Genomic DNA, 20,794 nt, shown 5'->3' with positions numbered 1-20,794 from the left:
GAACGGATCGTCACTGCTATCCGCCTTGAACAGCTTGATCGAGGATGAAGACCGTCGAAAGAAAATAGTCTATCTCAAACGCTACGTTTTCATTCCTGTCGACCGGAACCGCGTTCACCTCGTATTTGAGAGTCAAGATGCGAGAACTCTCCGCCAGCTCAATATAGACGTCGCGCTCACGACCGCCGCCGATTGCCCACTTGAACTCGCTCTTGTTCAGGAACTGCAGTGCCTTGGGCAAGGTATGTATGGCAATCGGTTTTGTGCCTGCAAAAGTCACGGGATGCCGGCCCACATCGACGTTAAGATGGCCGTACCAAGTCGCCATCGTTCCACCCGATTCCAGTCTTCCGAAGACAGGCTCGACACTAATCGACCTCAGACGAAAATCGGGACTGAAGAAGAACTCGCAATTGGCACCATAGATGCACCACGCCGATCCGGCGTCCCCGTGGCGATAATGATTGTCCGCCCGCAGATCCTCCGGATCTATCAAGCTGCGAACCGTCTCGCGGTCGCTCTTGCCGAGCTCGATTGGGCCAGCACGGCCTGTCGACAATAGTTCGAACAGATCTATCGGGTCGATCGGCTCAGCCACCGGAGCCCCCTAGAGGTCGAGCACCAGCCGCTCGGGATCCTCCAGGCTTTCCTTGACCCGGACCAGGAAAGTCACCGCTTCCTTGCCGTCGACGATGCGGTGGTCGTAGGACAGCGCCAGATACATCATCGGCCGGATCACGATCTGGCCGCCGACCACCACCGGCCGCTCCTGGATCTTGTGCATGCCCAAAATGCCCGACTGCGGCGCATTGAGGATCGGCGTCGACATCAGCGACCCGTAAACGCCACCGTTGGAAATCGTGAACGTGCCGCCTTGCATATCGGCGACGGAGAGCTTGCCGTCGCGCGCCGCAAGCCCCAGCCTGCCGATGTCCTTCTCGATTTCGGCGATGGACATCTGGTCGGCATTGCGCACAACCGGCACGACAAGGCCTTTCTCTGTACCGACGGCAACGCCGATATGAGCGTAGTTCTTGAAGATGATGTCGGTGCCGTCGATCTCGGCATTGACCGACGGGATCTCCTTCAGCGCATGGGTGACGGCCTTGGTGAAGAAGCCCATGAAGCCGAGCTTCACGCCGTGCTTCTTCTCGAACACGTCCTTGTATTTGCCCCTCAGCGCCATCACCGCGCTCATGTCGACCTCGTTGAAGGTGGTCAGCATGGCGGCGGTCGATTGCGCTTCCTTGAGGCGGCGCGCGATCGTCTGGCGCAGCTTGGTCATGCGCACGCGCTCCTCGCGCGACGCATCGTCGGCCGGGGACGGCGCGCGCGCGGCAACGGGTGCCGGTACAGGCGCTGCCTTCGGCATTTCGGCCGGCTGCGACGGCGCGCCCCTGGCGATAAGGTCGAGCACGTCGCCTTTCAGCACCTGGCCGCGCTTGCCCGAGCCCGACACCTGGTCGACCGCGAGATTGTGCTCGGCCAGCAGCTTTGCCGCCGACGGCGCCGGCGGCATTGTGCGCGTCTCGATCGCGCCGGCGTCGCCGGCGATCTTGGCCGTCTCGGCAGCGGCCTGCTTGACGCTCGAGGCTGCGGTGGGAGCCGAAGCCTGCGATACCGCATCCTGTTTGTCCGCCGGAGCGGCGGCGGCATTGGCTGCCGCGCCGGCGCCCGCCGAAATCGTGCCGAGCAGTGCGCCGACGCCGACCGTCTCGCCTTCCTTGACGGCGATCTCGGCGAGGGTGCCCGCGGCGGCGGCCGGCACTTCCACCCTCACCTTGTCGGTTTCGAGCTCGACCAGCGGCTCATCGGCGGCGATCGCGTCGCCGACCTTTTTGAACCATTTGCCGATGGTCGCCTCGGTGACGGATTCACCAAGTGTCGGGACGCGGATTTCGGTTGCCATTGTGCCTGTCCGTTTCTTTCGGTTCTGTTCTATTCACCAAGCGCGTCGTCGAGCAAGGCGGCAAGCTGGGCGAGATGCTTCGACATCAATCCGGTCGCCGGCGAGGCGGCGGCCGGCCGGCCGGTATAGCGCACCCGCTGATGCTTGGCGTCGATATGCGCCAGCACCCATTCGAGATACGGGTCGATGAACGACCATGCGCCCATGTTCTTGGGCTCCTCCTGGCACCACACCATCTCGGCATTGCGAAAGCGCGACAGTTCGGTGATCAGGGCCTTGGCCGGGAACGGATAGAGCTGCTCGACGCGCAGCAAATAGATGTCGTTGATGCCGCGCTTCTCGCGCTCTTCGTAGAGGTCGTAATAGACCTTGCCCGAACAGAGCACGACACGGCGGATTTTCGAATCCTTGGTGAGCTTGATGGCCTGGCCTGACAGCAGCTGCGCGTCGTCCCACAACAGCCGGTGAAAGGCGCTTTCGCCCGACATTTCCGGCAGCGTCGATACCGCCCGCTTGTGGCGCAGCAGCGACTTCGGCGTCATCAGGATCAGCGGCTTACGGAAGTCCCGCTTCAATTGCCGGCGCAAGATGTGGAAGTAATTGGCCGGCGTCGTGACGTTGGCGACCTGCATATTGTCTTCGGCGCAAAGCTGCAGGAAGCGCTCGAGCCGGGCCGACGAGTGCTCCGGCCCCTGGCCTTCATAGCCATGCGGCAGCAGGCAGACGAGGCCCGACATTCTGAGCCATTTGCGCTCGCCCGACGAGATGAACTGATCGAACACCACCTGGGCGCCGTTGGCGAAGTCGCCGAACTGCGCTTCCCACAGCGTCAGCGCCTTCGGCTCGGCCAGCGAGTAGCCATATTCGAAGCCGAGCACGGCCTCTTCCGACAGCATCGAGTTGATGACCTCGAAGCCGGCCTGCGCCGCCGACAGATTGTTGAGCGGAATGTAGCGTGTCTCGTCGCGCTGGTCGTAGAGCACGGAATGGCGCTGCGAGAAGGTGCCGCGCTCCGAATCCTGTCCGGACAGCCGGATCGGATTGCCGTCGAGCAGGATGGCGCCGAAGGCCAGCGCCTCGGCCGTCGACCAGTCGATGCCTTCGCCGGACTCGATCGCCTGGCGGCGGTTGTCGAGGAAGCGGATGATCGTCCTGTGCGCCTCGAAATCCTTCGGCACCTCGGTCAGTTTCTTGCCGATCTCCTTCAGCATCTTGACCGGCACGGCGGTCTTGCCGCGCCGCTGTTCGTCCTGGTTGTCGGCCGAGCGCAGGCCGGACCACGCGCCGTCCAGCCAGTCCGCCTTGTTCGGCTTGTAATGCTGGCCCACCTCGAATTCCTGCTCGAGATGCGCCCGCCAATCGGCCTTCATCTTTTCGAACTCGGCCTGGGTGATGTGGCCTTCGGAAATCAGCCGGTCGGCATAGATCTGCACCGTCGTCTTCTGGTTGCGGATCTTGCGATACATGATCGGCTGGGTGAAGGCGGGCTCGTCGCCCTCATTGTGGCCGAAGCGGCGGTAGCAGAACATGTCCACCACGACAGGCTTGTGGAACTTCATGCGGAATTCGATCGCCACCTTGGTGGCATGGACCACGGCTTCCGGATCGTCGCCATTGACGTGGAAGATCGGCGCCTCGATCATCTTGGCCACGTCGGACGGATAGGGCGACGAGCGCGAGAAGCGCGGGTTGGTGGTGAAGCCGATCTGGTTGTTGATGATGAAATGCAGCGTGCCGGCGACGCGGTGGCCGCGCAGGCCCGACAGGCCGAGGATTTCGGCAATCACGCCCTGGCCGGCAAAGGCGGCGTCGCCATGCAGCAGCAAGGGCAGCACCTTAGCACGCTCTTCCAGCGGCACGATCTCCTCGCGGCTGCGGCCGAACAGATAGTCCTGTTTGGCGCGCGCCTTGCCCATCACCACCGGGTCGACGATTTCCAGATGCGAGGGATTGGCGGTCAGCGACAGATGCACCTTGTTGCCGTCGAACTCGCGATCCGACGAGGCACCGAGATGGTACTTCACATCGCCCGAGCCCTCGACCTCGTCGGGCGCAGCCGAGCCGCCCTTGAACTCATGGAAAATGGCGCGGTGCGGCTTGGCCATCACCTGCGACAGCACGTTCAGCCGGCCGCGATGCGCCATGCCGAGCACGATCTCCTTCATGCCGAGCTGGCCGCCGCGCTTGATGATCTGCTCCAGCGCCGGGATCAGCGACTCGCCGCCATCAAGGCCGAAGCGCTTGGTGCCCTTGTACTTGACATCGATGAATTGCTCGAAGCCTTCCGCCTCGACAAGCTTCTGCAGGATCGCCTTCTTGCCGGCGGCGGTGAAGGAGATCTCCTTGTCGGTACCCTCGATGCGCGCCTGGATCCAGGCCTTCTCCTCGGGATCGGAAATATGCATGAATTCGACGCCGAGCGTCGAGCAATAGGTCCGGGTCAGGATATCGAGCATCTGCCGGATGGTGCCGAATTCCAGCCCGAGTACATTGTCGAGGAAGATCGGGCGGTCGTAATCGGCTTCGGTGAAGCCGTAATTCTCCGGCGACAGCTCGTTATAGTCCTCGAGCGGCTTGGCGATGCCGAGCGGATCGAGATTGGCGTGCAAATGACCGCGCATGCGGAAGGCGCGGATCATCATGATGGCGCGGACGGAATCGCGCGTCGCCTGATGCACGTCGGCGTCGGAAAGCGCTGCGCCGTTGCCGGCCGCCCTGTCCTTGACCTTTTTTTCGATGTGCTTTTCGATCAAGCCCCAATTGCCGTCCAGCGCCGAGACCAGCTCGCCATTGGCCTGCATCGGCCAGGTGGGCTTGGCCCAAGAGGCGCCCTTGGCGTTCCTGCGCACGTCGCCGGCGTCATCCTTCAGCGCCGCGAAGAAGTCCTGCCATTCGGGATCGACCGAAGCGGGATCGTCCTCATAGGCGGCATAGAGCGCGTCGATATAATCGGCATTGCCGCCATAGAGGAAAGAGGTAAGCGAAAATTGGTCGTTGGCCTGATCTTGTCTTGCCATGTCACTGTCGAAGCCTTTGCTTCGTCTCCTTTGTTGGAGGGGAGTAAGGGAATCGGGGAGTAAGGGAGTAGGGCAAATGCCCTCGTCTTGTTCCCTACTCCCCTATTCCCGTACTCCCTTACTCCCCTAACCCTTGATCGCCTCGGCCAGCGTCGTGCCGAGCCGGGCCGGCGACGGCGAAACCTTGATGCCGGCCGATTCCATCGCCGCGATCTTGTCTTCCGCGCCGCCCTTGCCGCCGGAGATGACCGCGCCCGCATGGCCCATGGTGCGGCCCGCCGGCGCGGTGCGCCCGGCGATGAAGCCGGCCATCGGCTTGCTGCGGCCGCGCTTTGCCTCGTCCTTGAGGAATTGCGCGGCGTCTTCCTCGGCCGAACCGCCGATTTCACCGATCATGATGATCGACTTGGTCTCGTCGTCGGCGAGGAACATCTCCAGCACGTCGATGAACTCCGTGCCTTTGACCGGGTCGCCGCCGATGCCGACGGCGGTGGTCTGGCCGAGGCCGACATTGGTGGTCTGGAACACCGCCTCATAGGTAAGCGTTCCCGAGCGGGAAACAACGCCGACCGAGCCCTTGCGGAAGATGTTGCCGGGCATGATGCCTATCTTGCATTCGTCGGGGGTCAGCACGCCGGGGCAGTTCGGCCCGATCAGCCGCGACGTCGAACGGTCGAGCCTCGCCTTGACCTTGATCATGTCCATCACCGGTATGCCCTCGGTGATGCAGACGATCAGCGGGATCTCGGCCTCGATCGCTTCCAGGATCGCTTCGGCAGCACCCGCCGGCGGCACGTAGACGACCGAAGCGTTGGCGCCGGTCCTGGCCTTGCCTTCGGCTACGGTGGCGAAGATCGGAAGCGCCTCGCCCTTGGCGCCGGTCCAGGTTTCGCCGCCCTTCTTGGGGTGGATGCCGCCGACCATCTTTGTGCCGTGATAGGCGAGCGCCTGTTCAGTGTGAAACGTGCCGGTCTTGCCGGTCAGGCCCTGCACCAGCACCTTGGTGTTCTTGTCGACGAGAATGGACATCGGAGCCCTTTTCTAAAAACCGTTGATCGAGGAAGGCGAGACGCGCCGGTAGACGCCGCTCACCATGTCTTGCCAGCCATCGCCGCCGGCAGGTTTGAAATGCAGTCGCATGCGGAAGGCATCGGCATTGTCGAAAATATAAGTCACACGCGCGGAGCCGCGCTGCGACGACCGCTCCAGAACCAGCTCCGTGCCGTTCCAGCTGCCTTTGGCCGGCGACATCGGCACGAAACCCATCGAATCGAACTGGTGCATGGTGACGATTTTGTTTTGCTGGTCGAAGCCGAACACGCTGTACGCGCCGAACGAAACCGTGCCGTCGCGGCGCTGGCGATAGCGCTGCACTACGAACAGGCCGCCGAACTGTGCCTCTGCCAGTATTTCCGAACTCGCTGTTCCGGCATCGGCCCATTTCGTGGCCGACACCTCTTCCTCGCCGCGCCACGCTCCGACCAGCGCCCGCAGGCGCTGGTGATCGGCCGAGAGTGAGGAGAAGGGCGCAGCGTTCATGGTCAGAGCCGCTTGAGATCGGCGACGGTGAGGTCGCTCTTAGCGTTGCCGGTGTTGAGCGTCGTCGCCGGCTCGAACATCAGCACGACAGGCTCCTCGCTCAGTGAGCGCGGACGGTGCTCGACGGCGCGCGGCACAACGATGAACTCGCCGCTGCCAAGCTCAACCGTGCCGTCGCGGAAATCGATGGCGATGCGGCCGCGCAGCACCAGGAATGCTTCGTCTTCATTGTCATGCGCGTGCCAGTCGAAGACATCGCCGAACTTGGCGATCTTGACCTGGCTGTCGTTCACGTCGCCGGCGATATGCGGATCGAAGACCTTCTTGATCTTCTGATCCGCCGCCTCGACGAGGTTTATCTTGTGCGGAGGCATCGCCTATCGACCTCTGACTCGCTCTGTTCTCACTGGATAATCCGAAACAGCAACAGGAGGCCCACCAAGAAGAGAATGACGCTCACGCCAAGATGCACCCCAAGGTCAAGCGATCTTGGAAGAACAATTCTGAACGAGGTGTGGCGGCGCATCTTTTCCGACATCTTTCTCCGCTCGGGAAAGGCCCACAGTCCGCCGATACCCATGGCAATCATAAATATTGACCATATTGGATGGGCAAACGGAGCGTTTTCCAAATGCTCAGCCCTTCACCGCCGCGACAATCTTCTTGGCTGCGTCATCGAGGTCATCGGCCGACACCACGTTTAGCCCGCTGTCGTTGATGATCTTCTTGCCGAGCTCGGCATTGGTGCCTTCCAGCCGCACCACCAGCGGCACCTGCAGGCCGACCTCCTTGACTGCTGCGATGACGCCCTCGGCGATGATGTCGCATTTCATGATGCCGCCGAAGATGTTGATCAGAATGCCTTTGACCGCCGGATCCTTGGTGATGATCTTGAACGCCGCCGTCACCTTTTCTTTCGACGCGCCGCCGCCGACATCGAGGAAGTTGGCGGGCTCGGCGCCATAAAGCTTGATGATGTCCATCGTTGCCATGGCGAGGCCGGCGCCGTTGACCATGCAGCCGATATTGCCGTCGAGCGCGACATAGGCGAGGTCGTATTTCGACGCCTCGATCTCCTTCTCGTCCTCTTCGGTGGTGTCGCGCAATTCGAGCACGTCCGGGTGGCGAAACAGCGCATTGTTGTCGAACGACACTTTGGCGTCGAGAACGCGCAGCCGGCCGCTCCTCATGACGATCAAAGGGTTGACCTCGAGCAGGCTCATGTCCTTCTCGACAAACGCCTTGTAGAGGATGGGGAACAGCGTCGCGCCATCCTTGGCGGCGTCGCCGTCGAGCTTCAGCGCCGCGTTGAGCTTCCTCACATCGTCCGCAGTCACGCCCTTTTCCGGGTCGATGGCGACGGTGATGATCTTTTCCGGCGTGTCGTGGGCGACCGCCTCGATGTCCATGCCGCCCTCGGTCGAGACGACGAAGGCGACGCGCCCGACCGAGCGGTCGACCAGGATCGACAGATAGAGCTCGCGCTCGATGTCGGCGCCGTCCTCGATATAGAGCCGGTTGACCTGCTTGCCGGCCGGGCCGGTCTGCTTGGTGACCAGCGTATGGCCGAGCATCTCCTCGGCGTTGGCGACGACCTCGGCCACCGACTTCGCCAGCCTGACGCCGCCCTTGGCATCGGGCCCGAGCTCCCTGAACTTGCCCTTGCCGCGGCCGCCGGCATGGATCTGGCTCTTGACCACATAGAGTGGGCCGGGCAGCGCCTTGGCGGCAGCTTCCGCCTCGCTCGCCTTGAACACCGGCACGCCCTCGGCCACGGGTGCGCCAAAGCCTTTCAGCAGCGCCTTGCCCTGATATTCATGGATGTTCATGCGCTATGTCTCCAGCTTGCTTGGCGGGCTTGGTTACCGGCTTACTTGGCCGCGAGATGCGGAGCGATCTTGACGCAGGCGTCGCACAGGCCCTGCACCGCCGCGACCGAATTGTCGAACATCTTCTGCTCGCTCTTCGCGAGCTCGATCTCGATGATCCGCTCGACGCCGCCGGCCCCGATTACCACGGGAACGCCGACATAGGTGTTCTTGACGCCATATTGGCCGGAGAGGTACGCCGCACAGGGCAGCACCCGCTTCTTGTCCTTGAGATAGGCTTCGGCCATGGCGATGGCCGAGGCGGCCGGCGCATAAAAGGCAGAGCCGGTCTTGAGCAGGCCGACGATCTCGGCGCCGCCGTCGCGGGTGCGCTGCACGATCTGGTCGAGCCGCTCTTTCGAGGTCCAGCCCATCTTGATGAGGTCGGGCAGCGGGATGCCGGCAACCGTCGAATAGCGGATCATCGGCACCATGGAATCGCCATGGCCGCCGAGCACGAAGGCGGTGACGTCCTCGACCGAGACCTTGAATTCCTCGGCCAGGAAATAACGAAAGCGCGAACTGTCGAGCACGCCGGCCATGCCGACGACATGGCTCTTGGGCAGGCCGGAAAATTTCTGCAGCGCCCAGACCATGGCGTCGAGCGGATTGGTGATGCAGATGACGAAGGCTTTCGGCGCGTATTTCTTGAGGCCGGCGCCGACCTGCTCCATTACCTTCAGATTGATGCCTAGAAGATCGTCGCGGCTCATGCCGGGCTTACGCGGCACGCCGGCGGTGACGATGCAGACATCGGCGCCCTCGATGCCGGCATAGTCGTTGACGCCGGTCAGCCTCGAGTCGAACCCATCGACCGGCGACGACTGCGCGATGTCCAGTCCCTTGCCTTGCGGGATGCCTTCGGCGATATCGAACAGCACGACGTCGCCGAGATCCTTGAGGCCGACCATGTGGGCGAGGGTGCCGCCGATCATGCCCGAGCCGATGAGCGCTATCTTGTTGCGTGCCATGTCAGGATATTTTCCCTTTGACTATGACGGCGCCCAAATCCTTGACGATTTGATGACGGCGTCGGAGGAAGAGGCCGGAATGCTGCGGAACCGCGAAATGCGCCGCACGCAATAGCCCCGGCCGCACAAAAATTCAAACGATTATTTTGGAGTGAGTAATTTCAATCGGTTAGAAACAATGGGAGTTACGTAAACGTCAGAATTCTGAAGCCGACTAGAGGAGTTCTACACAATGGCACTGGAAATCAGAAGGCTGTTTCCTGGCGATGACGCCCTTGTGATGCGGGTTGCCGACGAAGTCTTCGACGAGCCGGTCAGGCCGGATCGGCTCTCCGCCTATCTCGCGGAGCCCGGTCATTTCATGGTCGTGGCCCTCGCCGACGGCATCGTCGTTGGCCAATGCGCAGCCGTCATCCACCGCTACCCGGACAAGGTGAGCGAACTCTACATAGACGAGGTCGGCGTGGCGCCGGCCTTTCAACGCCTGGGCATTGCGACGAGGATGCTCGGCGCCATGCTGGCACTCGGTCGCGAGCATGGCTGTGAGGAGGCGTGGGTCGGCACCGAGCCGGACAATGTTGCTGCTCGCGCACTTTACGAGTCGCGAAAAGAGCCGCATGGGCCGGCGGAGGGGTTCGTCATGTATGTTTATAGGTTATAGCCAGCGGCAGCGACCCCTTCTGTACTATCCCTCACGCCTGAGCCTGCCGTGCCTCGGTCGATGATCCCTGCGCCCCCTGCCTCTCCGTCCAGTTCTCCAGCCAGTCGTGGCTCTGCATCTCGATCAGCCGCGATGCGGTGCGCTCGAACTCGAAGACTTCGTTGCCGCGCTTGGCCGTATAGAGCTGCGCCGGCGGTGCCGCGGCGCTCAGCACCAGCCGTACATGATGATCGTAGAGCGTATCGACCAGCAGGATGAAGCGCTTGGCTTCGTTGCGCTTGCCTTCGCCGAGCACCGGCACACGGTCGATGAAGATGGTCGAGAAACGGCTGGCAATGGCAAGATAGTCGCGGGCGCCGAGCGGCCTCTCGCAGAGATCGGCGAAGGAAAACCGCGCCGCCTCGCCGGCAGAACGCGGCACCACGACGTGCCGGCCCTTCACCGTCAGCATCGTCTCGGCCGTCGGCCTGCCATGCGTCATCACCGCCCACGCGTCGTCGAGCGCATGGTCGGCGGCGGCATCGGCCGCGGTGATGTAGACCGGCATGCGGCTGAGCTTGTCGAGGCGGTAATCTTTATCGGCGTCCAGCGCCAGCACCTGCGCGTGGCGCTCCAGGATAGCGACAAACGGCAAAAACAACTGACGGTTCAGGCCGTCGCGGTAGAGATCCTGCGGCGCAACATTGGAAGTGGCAACCAGCACCACGCCATTGGCAAACAACGCCGAAAACAACCTTGACAGGATCATCGCATCGGCGATGTCGGTGACGGAGAACTCGTCGAAGCATAGCACCCAGGCTTCCTCGGCCAGCGCGCGCGCCACCGGCGGGATCGGATCGTCCTCCTTGGCCGTGCCGTTCTTGCGAGCCTGTCGGTGCTTCTGGATGCGGTCCTGCACGTCGGCCATGAAGTCGTTGAAATGCACCCGGCGCTTGCGCCGCACCGGCAGCAGCTCGAAAAACATGTCCATCAGCATGGTCTTGCCGCGGCCGACGCCGCCATGGATATAAAGGCCCTTGACCGCCTCGTGCACCTCGCGCTTGCGGGCGAACAACCACCCCAGCGCGCTTGATTTCTGCGCCAGCCGCTTTGCCGATATCTCTTCGATCAGCCGGTCGAGCGCAGCGGCGATCCGCTCCTGCGCCGGATCGCGCCCGATGGCGCCCGTCTCGACCAGATGGTCATAGCGCTGCTTGACGGTCGCATGAGTCTGGAGGCCGTCACGCAGATGCATTGGTCACGTCGTTCCGGAGCAATTCCAAGAAAAGTGTGCAGCGGTTTTCTGTCCGGAATTGCGTAAAAAACAAAAGAGAGCAATTCCAAGAAAAGTGTGTAACGGTTTTCCGTCCGGAATTGCGTAACAATGGGGGCCGTTTTCTTACCTTGTAAGCGAGATCGGCAGGCCGTTGGAAGTCTGGCCGTCGAATTTCTCGCCGCCTGAGGAATAAAGCCGTGCCAGCGTGCCGCCATTCTCGTCGTAGAGCGTCAGTTGCTTGCCGGCGACGTTCCAGGATTTGATGCCATCGAGCGGCGCCGGGCAATGCAGCGGTCCGGCGCGGTAGCCCGACCCGAATTTGGTCTGCGGCGTCGCCACCTGACAGCTCTGGCCGGACACGCTTGCCTTCCAAACACCGGCGACGCTGGACGCGGTCAGGTCGGCTGCACCGGCCGGCGCCGTCCCGTCGGGCGGCAGCGAGGCGACCTGCGTGTTCTGCGGCGCGGTCGGAAATTTCGACGGGTCGGCCGGGCCGGGTGTCGCCGGTGGCGGCAGCTGGTTTGCAGTCACCTTGCCGGCGGGCGCAGCTTCCAGCGGCGCCGGCTGCTGCTCGTCCATCGATGTGAACCGTGAGGTTGAACAGCCGCTCGCAACGAGCACGGCCAACGATACGGCCAGCGGGCCGGTTTTCGAAAATTTCATTCTTCAACCTCCGTCGGATCGGGCTGGGGATGCCGTCCGCGCAATGTCCCCCTCACCAAGATGGAGAAGGTGGCGAAATTTCAACCCGATATGGTTAAAATACGGTTTGCGCCGGTAATGTTGCAAATTTGTCGCAAAATTCACATTGCCTGAAATTGCGTTACGCCTTGGCCGTTTGGCCGACACCTCCGGTTGATTTCGATACGGCGCGCTGGCGCCAAATCCCTGGCGTTCACCTCAAATGCTTGTGCGGGCCGGCGCCGGCATTATCTCTTGGCGATCAGCAAACTGCAGGGAGCCGATTTCTTGGCCGCGAGAAAGAGAGCCGCCAACCGCTATTACAGCGGGCCGCCCAGCGATCATTTCGACGGCACCTTGTTCTTCAATCCCGACGGACGGCCGCCGGGTCGCTTTGCCGATCTGTTGAAATGGCAATTGAGCCGCGAGCGCTCGAAATGGCCGGCGGCGGATCCGAGCCCGTTTCCACCGGCAAGACCGGTCGAGCGCATCGATGGTTCTGCGCTGCGCCTCACCATGGTCGGTCATTCCTCGCTGCTCGTCCAGACAGCCGGCCTGAACATCCTGACCGACCCAGTCTGGTCGCGACGCGTCTCGCCGCTCTCCTTCGCCGGTCCGAAACGCGTCAATCCGCCGGGCATCGCGTTTTCGCATTTGCCGCCGATCGACCTCGTGCTGGTCAGCCACAACCATTACGACCATCTCGACCTCGCCACGCTGAAGCGCCTGAAGACAAGACACGACCCGCTGCTGCTGACGCCGCTCGGCAACGACACGATCATCGGCGCTGCCGTGCCCCGTATGAGGCTTTCCGCGCATGACTGGGGCGACCGGGTCGATATCGGCGATGGCGTCGCCGTCCATGTCGAGCCGGTGCACCACTGGTCGGCCCGCGGTACTCGCGACCGGCGCATGGCGCTGTGGGCGGGTTTCGTCGTCGAGACACCCGACGCAAAGATCTATTTCGCCGGCGATACCGGCTTCCACGGTGGCATCAATTACCGGCTGATGGCGCAAAAGCACGGCGGCTTCCGCCTCGCCATCCTGCCGATCGGCGCCTACGAGCCGCGCTGGTTCATGGCGCCACATCACCAGGATCCGGAGGAGGCGGTGCAAGGCATGCTTTTGTGCAACGCCGCCTATGCAGCCGGCTGTCACTGGGGCACGTTCCGGCTCACCAACGAGCCGATCGACGAGCCGCCCAGAAAGCTCGGCGAAGCGCTCGATGCTGCCGGCCTGCCGCGGCAACGTTTTCGCGCCTTGCGGCCGGGCGAAGTCTGGGACGTGCCGGCGGTCTAGCGCGGCGGAACCTAGGGCATCACATAGACGTTTGTAGGTGTTCAAACTTGTCGCCTGCGAGGTGTCTCTCATGATCAGGTGGATCATCATTCTTTTGATTATCGCGGCCGCGGCGAGCCTGCTCGGCATGCCGGCACTGGCCGGAGCCGCCGCCACCGGCGCGCGCATCCTCATCGGCATCGTGCTGATCATCTTCCTGCTGATCGTGCTTGGCGTCTTCGCGGTGACTTGAAAATCACGCCGCGCTGGTAATTTCTGCCGCTATCCGCCATATAGGCGCCAAACGGCAAGAGACCTTTCGATCGATGGCAAGCGCGGCCCCTTTCGCCAAGATGAACGGCATCGGCAACGAAATCATCGTTGCCGATATGCGTGGCCGTGCCGATCGCGTGACGCCTGCGGCAGCCGTCGCGCTTAATGCCGATGCGGCGACCAGGTTCGACCAGATCATGGCGATCCACGACCCCAGGACGCCGGGCACCGCCTTTTTCATCGACATCTTGAATTCCGACGGAACCAGGGCGCAAGCCTGCGGCAACGGCATGCGTTGTGTCGTCCAGGCGCTCGCCGCCGAGACCGGCCAGAAGACATTTGCCTTTGAAACAGTCGCCGGCATCCTCAATGCCGAGGAACATGCCGACGGAATGATCTCGGTCGACATGGGCAGGCCGCGCTTTGGCTGGCAGGACATCCCGCTGGCCGAGGAATTCCGCGACACCCGCATGATCGAGCTGCAGATCGGCCCGATCGATGCTCCGGTGCTGCATTCGCCGTCGGTCGTCTCGATGGGCAATCCGCACGCCATCTTCTGGGTCGACCGCGACGTCTGGTCGTACGAGCTCGAGCGCTTCGGCCCGCTGCTCGAAAACCACCCGATCTTCCCCGAGCGCGCCAACATCACCATCGCGCAGGTGACCTCGCCGGAGACCATGGCCATCCGCACCTGGGAGCGCGGCGCCGGCCTGACCAAGGCCTGCGGCACGGCTGCTTGCGCCGCTGTAGTCGCCGCGTCCCGCACCCGGCGTACCGGCCGCGGCGTCACGCTGATGACGCCCGGCGGCGGCTCGCTGCATGTTTTGTGGCGCGACGACGACCACGTCATCCTCACCGGTGCCGCCGAATGGGAATTTTCCGGCAGCTTCGATCCTTCGACCGGGGCGTGGGCGCGCGACACCGAAAGCGCCGCCTGATGGCTCCTCTTGGCAACAAGGGTATCGAGGTCGTCACCTTCGGCTGCCGGCTGAACACCTATGAATCCGAGGTGATGCGGCGTGAAGCCGAAAGTGCGGGCCTCGGCGGCCTCGAAGGCGGCGCCATCATCTTCAACACCTGCGCCGTCACCGGCGAGGCTGTACGCCAGGCCAAGCAGTCGATCAGAAAAGCCCGCCGTGAGAACCCGGCCGCCCGCATCATCGTCACCGGCTGTGCCGCGCAGACCGGCCCGCAGGATTTCGTCGCCATGGACGAGGTCGATCTCGTCCTCGGCAATGAGGAAAAGCTGAAGGCGCATTCCTATCGCGCGCTGCCGGATTTCGGCGTCAACGACACTGAGAAGGCGCGCGTCAACGATATCTTTTCGGTGCGCGAGACGGCCGCCCACATGGTCGACGCCATCGAGGGCCGGGCGCGCGCTTTTGTCCAGGTGCAGAACGGCTGCGACCACCGCTGCACCTTCTGCATCATTCCCTACGGTCGCGGCAATTCGCGCTCGGTGCCGATGGGCGCCGTGGTCGAGCAGATCAAGCGACTCGTCGGCAATGGTTATGCCGAGATCGTGCTGACGGGCGTCGACATGACCAGTTTTGGCGCCGATCTGCCGGGCGCACCGAAGCTCGGCAAATTGGTCAAGACCATCCTGAAGCAGGTGCCAGACGTGAAACGCCTGCGGCTTTCCTCGATCGACTCGATCGAAGCCGACGACGATCTGCTGGACGCCATCGCCACCGAGCCGAGGCTGATGCCGCATCTGCATCTGTCGCTGCAATCGGGTGACGACATGATCCTGAAGCGGATGAAGCGCCGGCACAGCCGCGACCAGTCGATCCGCTTTTGCGAGGATGTGCGCAAACTGCACCCCGGCATTGTTTTCGGCGCCGACATCATCGCCGGCTTCCCGACCGAGACGGACGCCATGTTCGAAAACTCGCTGGAGATCGTCGAGGAATGCGGCCTGACGCATCTCCACGTCTTCCCGTTTTCGCCGCGCCAGGGCACGCCCGCCGCGCGCATGCCGCAGCTCCGCCGCGACGTCGTCAAGCAACGCGCGGCACGCCTGCGCGCCGCCGGCGAGGCCGCCTATCGCCGCCATCTTGCCTCGCTCGCTGGAACGCATCAGTCGATCCTGGTCGAGCGTGACGGCCTTGGCCGCACCGAAGGGTTTACGCTGGCCGCGGTCTCTGCCGGCGCTCCGGGCGACATCGTCGAGGCTGATATCGCCGGCCATGACGGTATCCGACTGATCGCCGCGCCGCTTGCCGCCCGCGCCGCCTGAGAGCGCAAGACATGGCTGGGTTTTTCAAGAAGATATTTTCGTTCGGCAAGAAGGAAGTCGTCGAGGAGCGGCCCGACGAGGCCGCGCCGCTGCCGCCGATCAAATGGGACGAACTGGAGGCGCTGAAACCGGCCGCCGAGCAGGCCGTCCCGGAGTTTTTGAAACGCGACGAGTCGCGACCCGAAGTCGAAGCCGTACCTCCACCGCCAGTCGAACCAGAGTTGCCTCCGGCACCCCAACCGGCGCCGGAATCGCAGAAGCCTGAGCCGCCGCCGACCATTCCACCCGAGCCGGAAACGCCTGCTGAGGAACCGGAGGAGATCCGGGCCGAGCCGCAGCAGCCAGAAATCGTCCCCTCCCAGCCAGAACCTGCACCCGTCGAAGTGCCGGTAGTGCCCACCGAGGCTCCCTCAGCAGCGCCAGCGCGCGAAGTCCCGCCCGCCGAAATACCGCCCCCGATCCGCCAGCCAGCGCCGGCCGAGACGAAACCGATCTTGAGCGAGATCGCGCCCGAACCGGAGGTCCTGCCGGCGCCCCACCCTCCCATCGAGGGGGAGGTAAAGCCCGAGCCAGAAGCCGTTCCGCAACCATCGCCGGAGCCAAAGCCCGCCCCCGGCAAAGTCACCGTAACCAAGAAGGTCGAGCAGAAAGCCGAGCCGCAGAAGGCGCCCGAACCGGCGCCGAGGCGTTCCTGGTTCCAGCGCATGCGAGACGGGCTTGCCCGCTCTTCCCGGGAGTTGTCGGGCAACATCGCCGGCGTCTTCACCAAGCGGAAGCTTGACGAGGACACGCTGCAGGACCTGGAGGATGTGCTGATCCGCGCCGATCTCGGCATGGAGACGGCTTTGCGCGTTACCGACGCGCTCTCCGCCAGCCGCTACGGCAAGGACGTCTCCGACACCGAAGTCCGGGCCATCATGGCGGCCGAGGTTGAGAAGGTGCTGACCCACGTCGCCATGCCGTTGGAGCTCGACCTCAGCCACAAGCCGCATGTCATCCTGGTGGTCGGCGTCAACGGCACGGGGAAGACCACGACCATCGGCAAGCTGGCGGCGAAGCTCACCGATGGCGGTCTCTCGGTGATGCTCGCCGCCGGCGACACCTTTCGCGCAGCCGCGATCGAGCAGCTGAAGATCTGGGGCGAGCGCACCAACTCGCCGGTCATTGCCTCGAAGCTCGGCGCCGATGCCGCCGGCCTCGCCTACGATGCATTCGAGCGCGCGAAGGAGGCCGGCTCCGACGTGCTGATCATCGACACCGCCGGGCGGCTGCAGAACAAGACCGAACTAATGGCGGAACTGGAAAAGATCGTCCGGGTGCTGGGCAAGCTCGATCCGGAAGCGCCGCACACCGTGCTGCAGACGGTCGATGCCACCACCGGCCAGAATGCGCTCAACCAGGTCGAGATCTTCCGCAATGTCGCCGGCGTCAACGGCCTGGTGATGACCAAGCTGGACGGCACGGCGCGCGGCGGTATTCTGGTGGCGATCGCGGCAAAGCACAAATTGCCGGTCTATTTCATCGGCGTCGGCGAACAGGTCGACGACCTCGAACCCTTTTCCGCAAGCGAATTTGCCAGGGCGATCGCTGGAGTGGCTTGACGAGCATGATCCCGAAAAGTTGCAAGCTTTTTGGATTGGATCACGCGTAAGAAGGACGCTATGAACCCACCCATCCTCGAAGGCGACCCGTCCGATCCGCGACGCAAGGCGTTGAACCCCGGCCTGAAATTCCTGCTCGAGCTCGGGCCTGGTCTGGTGTTCTTTTTCACCACCATCCGCGGCGCGTGGCTTGTCGGGAAATTTCCGATCCTCGGCCATATCGGCGAGCCTATCCTGATTGCCACAGCGTTCTTTATGGTGGCGACGGCGCTATCGCTCAGCGTTTCGTGGATTTTGACGCGCAGCTGGCCGATCATGCCGTTGGTCTCGGCCATCGTGGTGTTTGTGTTTGGCGCACTGGCGCTGTGGCTGCAGGACAAGACCTTCGCTTTCATGAAGCCGACAATCATCAACAGCCTGTTCGGCATCACGTTGCTTGGCGGGTTGGCGTTTGGCAGATCGCTGTTGGGCTATGTCTTTGATTCCGCCTTCAATCTCGACGCCGAAGGCTGGCGCAAGCTCACTTTCCGATGGGGACTCTTCTTCCTTTTTCTGGCTGCGCTGAACGAGATCGTGTGGCGCAACTTTTCTGAGGAAGCCTGGCTTTATTTCAAGGTCTGGGGCACGATTCCCATTACCCTTGTCTTCACGTTAAGCCAAATGCGGTTGATCCTGCGCCATTCGCTCGAGGACAAGGCCGGCAAGGAAGAGAAGGCCGGCAAATAGAGCAATTCCAGGAAAGTGTGTAGCGGTTTTCCCGGGAAAAGCGCGTAGCGTTTTCCCTAGGGAATTGCATCAGAATAAGGGGAGAGGGGCATGGAATTCATCACCACGCGCGACGAGTTGAGGACGATCTACAAGACGCCTCGGCTGACCGACGGCTCGATCCGCAAGGAATTGAAGACATTGGACGGCCACTGCCGTTCATTCATCGGCAAGAGCCCGTTCGTGCTGATCGGCTCGTCCGACGGCGCCGGCAATGCCGATGTGACGCCCAAGGGCGACAGGCCGGGTTTTGTGGCAGTGCTCGACGAGAAGACCATCGCCATCCCCGACCGGCCGGGCAACAACCGGCTCGACACGCTGGAGAACATCCTTCTCAATCCCTCGGTCGGGCTGCTCTTCCTCATTCCCGGCATGAACGAGACGCTGCGTGTCAACGGCGATGCCCGCATCACCGTCGATGCGGCGTTACGCGAGCGGCTGGCGGTCGACGGCAAGGCGCCGCAAAGCGTCGTCGTGGTGACGGTCAAGGCCGCCTATATGCATTGCGCCAAGGCCTTCATGCGCTCCGAACTGTGGAAGCCGGAGAGCTGGTACGACCGCGCGACGCTGCCGACGCTCGGCCAGATCCTGCGCGACCAGCTGGCGCTCGCCGATTCGGCCGAGGCGACCGACCGCTGGCTGGATGAGGAATACAGGGAGACCATGTGGTAGCGTGCCCGGCAACGAATCGCCCAAGCCGGTCTCCATTCCTTTGCTGAACATCCTCGCCATCTCCGGCAGCCTGCGCGCCGCCTCGATCAATTCGGCCCTGGTCGCGGCACTCGCGCAAAACGCGCCGCCGGACTGTCACGTCTCCGTCTACGATGGACTTGGCCGGCTGCCGATCTTCAACCCCGACGACGAAGGCGAGCGGACGCCGCCGCAAGCAGCAGTGCTGATCGATGCGGTCACCGCCGCTGACGGCGTCATCGTCTCCTGCCCGGAATATGCTCACGGTGTGCCAGGCGGCCTGAAGAACGCGCTTGACTGGCTGGTGTCGCGCGATGCCGCCGTTGGCAAGCCAGCCATGCTGGTGCATGCCTCGCCGCGCTCGCTGTTTGCCCGCGCCGCACTGATCGAGATCATGCGGACAATGTCTTTTGCGCTCCATGAGGAAGCAGCGCTCGAAATAGCGCTGCTCGGCAAGAAGCCGCCGGAGGTGGAGGATATCTTATCGCAGCCGGAAAACCGGCTGACGATGCGCGATGCCCTATCCGCCTTCGCGGAGTTCATCCGCTCGCGGTGAACGCCGGACCGTGCTTTCGCCATCCCAGGGTCTCCGCGACGGAGTTTCGCTCCTGCTCCGCCCCCGGGATGACGACGCTAGGAGCTGCGGCCAATCTGTGCCGGGAACTATCCCTTGCTCCTCCGCGTCTCGACGTCGGTCTCGCCGACGAACCAGTCGCGTGCAGCGACCTCCTCGAAAACCACCCAGACATCGTTGTTGGTCAGGCCGGTGACGCCGGTGATGGCCGCTGTCACTTGGGCGGCGATCGCGGCCTTTTTGCCGGCCGGGTCGTCGGCAATCACCTCCTTGACCAGGCGGATATTCACGAATGGCATGGTTCCCTCCCTTGCATATGCTTGGCAGCCGCTCAGTAGGTTTTGGCGCCGTTGACCATGAGCCGGACCATGTAGAGCGATGTGGTGCCGGCGATGTAGAGGCAGTTCAGCTTGTTGCCGCCGAACACGCAATTAGCAACGACTTCCGGTACCTTGACCTTGCCGATCAGCGTCCCGTCTGGATCGTAGCAATGGACCCCGTCGGCGGTGCTGGTCCAGATGCGGCCGTCCGCATCCAGCCTGAAACCGTCGAACAGGCCGGCGGTGCAGTCGGCAAAGACCTTTTCGCCTGAGACCGTCTTGCCGCCCTGGCCGACATTGAACACCCGGATGTGCGCCGGATTTTGCGCACCATGCGTGCGGCCGGTATCCGCGACATAGAGTTGGCGCTCGTCGAGCGAGAAGGCGAGCCCGTTGGGCCTGACCATGTCGGTGATCACCGCCTCGGTCTCGCCGGTGCCGGGATCGACCCGGTAGACATGGCAGGCGCCGATTTCGCTTTCGGCCTTGTCGCCCTCGTAATCGGTATCGATGCCGTAGCTCGGATCGGTGAACCAGATCGAGCCATCGGACTTGACCACCGCGTCATTGGGCGAGTTCAGCCGCTTGCCGCGCCATTTGTCGGTGATGGTGATGACCGAGCCGTCATGCTCGGTGCGGCTGACGCGGCGGCCGGAATGCTCGCAAGTAACCAGCCGGCCTTGCCGGTCGACGGTGTTGCCGTTGGAATTGCCGGACGGCTGACGGAATACGCTGACGCAGCCGTCGGTCTCGTCGTACCGCAGCATGCGATTGTTCGGGATGTCGGACCAGACCACATAGCGCCCGGCCGCGAACCAGGCCGGTCCTTCCGCCCATCGGCAGCCGGTAAACAGCCTGTCGACCTGTGCATTGCCGTTGAACAGCCGCGAAAAGCGCGGATCGAGAACTTCGTAGAATTCGCTGGCCATGGTTCCTCCCGGTAGCAGTCGCTTGGCAAGGCGCGATCAAGCCAGCCCACGATCGATATGGCAAGATCGATGATGCGTCAGAGGCATTATGGAATGCGAATGCTGGCCCGGACGGCAGGTCACATCCCGTTAACCGGCTATGCGCCCAGCGCAATGGTGCATTGCAACATCTTATTTTTGCAATGCACCATAACTATGTCATGCTCCGTATTGATCAAGGGAGG

At 62.9% G+C, this 20,794-nt stretch carries 21 protein-coding genes; 9 read left to right on the top strand and 12 right to left on the bottom strand.

Features of this window, described 5'->3' with window-relative positions; all coding sequences use genetic code 11:
- Nucleotides 1-16 precede the first annotated feature (16 nt).
- From NKH33_RS15645 to mdh, 8 genes are all read right to left on the bottom strand, one after another.
- On the bottom strand, nucleotides 17-598 hold the full coding sequence (locus tag NKH33_RS15645) for a hypothetical protein (RefSeq protein ID WP_352832380.1): 582 nt from the start codon (nucleotides 596-598) through the stop codon (nucleotides 17-19).
- Nucleotides 599-607: 9 nt separating this feature from the next.
- Nucleotides 608-1,909, bottom strand: coding sequence for a 2-oxoglutarate dehydrogenase complex dihydrolipoyllysine-residue succinyltransferase (gene odhB, locus NKH33_RS15640; RefSeq protein WP_352920443.1), 1,302 nt, complete (start codon nucleotides 1,907-1,909; stop codon nucleotides 608-610).
- 29 nt (nucleotides 1,910-1,938) lie between these two features.
- Entirely contained in the window at nucleotides 1,939-4,926 is a 2,988-nt protein-coding gene (locus NKH33_RS15635) for a 2-oxoglutarate dehydrogenase E1 component (RefSeq protein WP_352920440.1), read from the bottom strand.
- Nucleotides 4,927-5,052: 126 nt separating this feature from the next.
- Nucleotides 5,053-5,955 carry a succinate--CoA ligase subunit alpha gene (gene sucD / locus NKH33_RS15630; RefSeq protein WP_352920437.1) on the bottom strand — a complete coding sequence of 301 codons (903 nt, stop codon included), beginning with the start codon at nucleotides 5,953-5,955 and terminating at the stop codon, nucleotides 5,053-5,055.
- 12 nt (nucleotides 5,956-5,967) lie between these two features.
- Nucleotides 5,968-6,465 (bottom strand): DUF1579 family protein, encoded by a 498-nt coding sequence (locus tag NKH33_RS15625; protein ID WP_352920434.1) that lies wholly within the window; start codon nucleotides 6,463-6,465, stop codon nucleotides 5,968-5,970.
- A gap of 2 nt (nucleotides 6,466-6,467) precedes the next feature.
- Nucleotides 6,468-6,839: a cupin domain-containing protein gene (locus NKH33_RS15620; protein WP_352540826.1), complete on the bottom strand. Its 372-nt coding sequence runs from the start codon at nucleotides 6,837-6,839 to the stop codon at nucleotides 6,468-6,470.
- A gap of 261 nt (nucleotides 6,840-7,100) precedes the next feature.
- Entirely contained in the window at nucleotides 7,101-8,294 is a 1,194-nt protein-coding gene (gene sucC, locus NKH33_RS15615) for an ADP-forming succinate--CoA ligase subunit beta (protein ID WP_352685336.1), read from the bottom strand.
- Between the two features lie 41 nt (nucleotides 8,295-8,335).
- Nucleotides 8,336-9,304, bottom strand: coding sequence for a malate dehydrogenase (gene mdh, locus NKH33_RS15610; protein ID WP_352456335.1), 969 nt, complete (start codon nucleotides 9,302-9,304; stop codon nucleotides 8,336-8,338).
- Between the two features lie 232 nt (nucleotides 9,305-9,536).
- On the opposite strand from mdh, the gene NKH33_RS15605 reads away from it, so the two are divergent.
- Nucleotides 9,537-9,965, top strand: coding sequence for a GNAT family N-acetyltransferase (locus NKH33_RS15605; protein ID WP_352920431.1), 429 nt, complete (start codon nucleotides 9,537-9,539; stop codon nucleotides 9,963-9,965).
- Between the two features lie 31 nt (nucleotides 9,966-9,996).
- On the opposite strand, the gene zapE is transcribed toward NKH33_RS15605, so the two are convergent.
- Nucleotides 9,997-11,199, bottom strand: a complete 1,203-nt coding sequence (zapE, locus tag NKH33_RS15600; protein WP_352920428.1) for a cell division protein ZapE — start codon at nucleotides 11,197-11,199, stop codon at nucleotides 9,997-9,999.
- A gap of 144 nt (nucleotides 11,200-11,343) precedes the next feature.
- Complete coding sequence (locus NKH33_RS15595) at nucleotides 11,344-11,883, bottom strand: protease inhibitor Inh/omp19 family protein (RefSeq protein ID WP_352540820.1); 540 nt, start codon at nucleotides 11,881-11,883, stop codon at nucleotides 11,344-11,346.
- A 306-nt stretch (nucleotides 11,884-12,189) separates the two neighbouring features.
- Here NKH33_RS15595 and NKH33_RS15590 point away from each other — a divergent pair, with 306 nt between their 5' ends.
- From NKH33_RS15590 to NKH33_RS15555, 8 genes are all read left to right on the top strand, one after another.
- Nucleotides 12,190-13,200, top strand: coding sequence for an MBL fold metallo-hydrolase (locus NKH33_RS15590; RefSeq protein WP_352540819.1), 1,011 nt, complete (start codon nucleotides 12,190-12,192; stop codon nucleotides 13,198-13,200).
- Nucleotides 13,201-13,270: 70 nt separating this feature from the next.
- Complete coding sequence (locus NKH33_RS15585; RefSeq protein WP_031195454.1) at nucleotides 13,271-13,432, top strand: DUF1328 family protein; 162 nt, start codon at nucleotides 13,271-13,273, stop codon at nucleotides 13,430-13,432.
- 73 nt (nucleotides 13,433-13,505) lie between these two features.
- On the top strand, nucleotides 13,506-14,390 hold the full coding sequence (dapF, locus tag NKH33_RS15580) for a diaminopimelate epimerase (protein ID WP_352470815.1): 885 nt from the start codon (nucleotides 13,506-13,508) through the stop codon (nucleotides 14,388-14,390).
- Complete coding sequence (gene mtaB, locus NKH33_RS15575; RefSeq protein WP_352920424.1) at nucleotides 14,390-15,691, top strand: tRNA (N(6)-L-threonylcarbamoyladenosine(37)-C(2))-methylthiotransferase MtaB; 1,302 nt, start codon at nucleotides 14,390-14,392, stop codon at nucleotides 15,689-15,691. Before dapF ends, mtaB begins: the two co-directional genes overlap by 1 nt.
- An 11-nt stretch (nucleotides 15,692-15,702) precedes the next feature.
- Complete coding sequence (gene ftsY, locus NKH33_RS15570; protein ID WP_352920421.1) at nucleotides 15,703-17,292, top strand: signal recognition particle-docking protein FtsY; 1,590 nt, start codon at nucleotides 15,703-15,705, stop codon at nucleotides 17,290-17,292.
- A gap of 60 nt (nucleotides 17,293-17,352) precedes the next feature.
- Entirely contained in the window at nucleotides 17,353-18,018 is a 666-nt protein-coding gene (locus tag NKH33_RS15565) for a septation protein A (protein ID WP_352920418.1), read from the top strand.
- A gap of 90 nt (nucleotides 18,019-18,108) precedes the next feature.
- Nucleotides 18,109-18,729, top strand: a complete 621-nt coding sequence (locus NKH33_RS15560) for a pyridoxamine 5'-phosphate oxidase family protein (protein ID WP_352491642.1) — start codon at nucleotides 18,109-18,111, stop codon at nucleotides 18,727-18,729.
- A 40-nt stretch (nucleotides 18,730-18,769) separates the two neighbouring features.
- A complete protein-coding gene (locus tag NKH33_RS15555) occupies nucleotides 18,770-19,303 on the top strand; it encodes an NADPH-dependent FMN reductase (RefSeq protein ID WP_352491736.1) in 534 nt (177 codons plus the stop codon).
- A 107-nt stretch (nucleotides 19,304-19,410) separates the two neighbouring features.
- Here the strand turns inward: NKH33_RS15555 and NKH33_RS15550 are convergent, their stop codons facing one another.
- A complete protein-coding gene (locus tag NKH33_RS15550; protein WP_352491643.1) occupies nucleotides 19,411-19,620 on the bottom strand; it encodes a tautomerase family protein in 210 nt (69 codons plus the stop codon).
- Nucleotides 19,621-19,652: 32 nt separating this feature from the next.
- The gene (locus NKH33_RS15545; RefSeq protein WP_352491644.1) at nucleotides 19,653-20,570 is read right to left on the bottom strand and encodes an SMP-30/gluconolactonase/LRE family protein; all 918 of its coding nucleotides are present in this window, start codon (nucleotides 20,568-20,570) and stop codon (nucleotides 19,653-19,655) included.
- Between the last annotated feature and the right edge of the window lie 224 nt (nucleotides 20,571-20,794).

Origin of the sequence: Mesorhizobium sp. M1182 (genome assembly GCF_040318335.1) — a bacterium.
In the GTDB taxonomy this organism is placed as follows: domain Bacteria; phylum Pseudomonadota; class Alphaproteobacteria; order Rhizobiales; family Rhizobiaceae; genus Mesorhizobium.
Note: the sequence above shows the minus strand (reverse complement) of the source record. Positions and strands in the feature narration are given on the sequence as shown.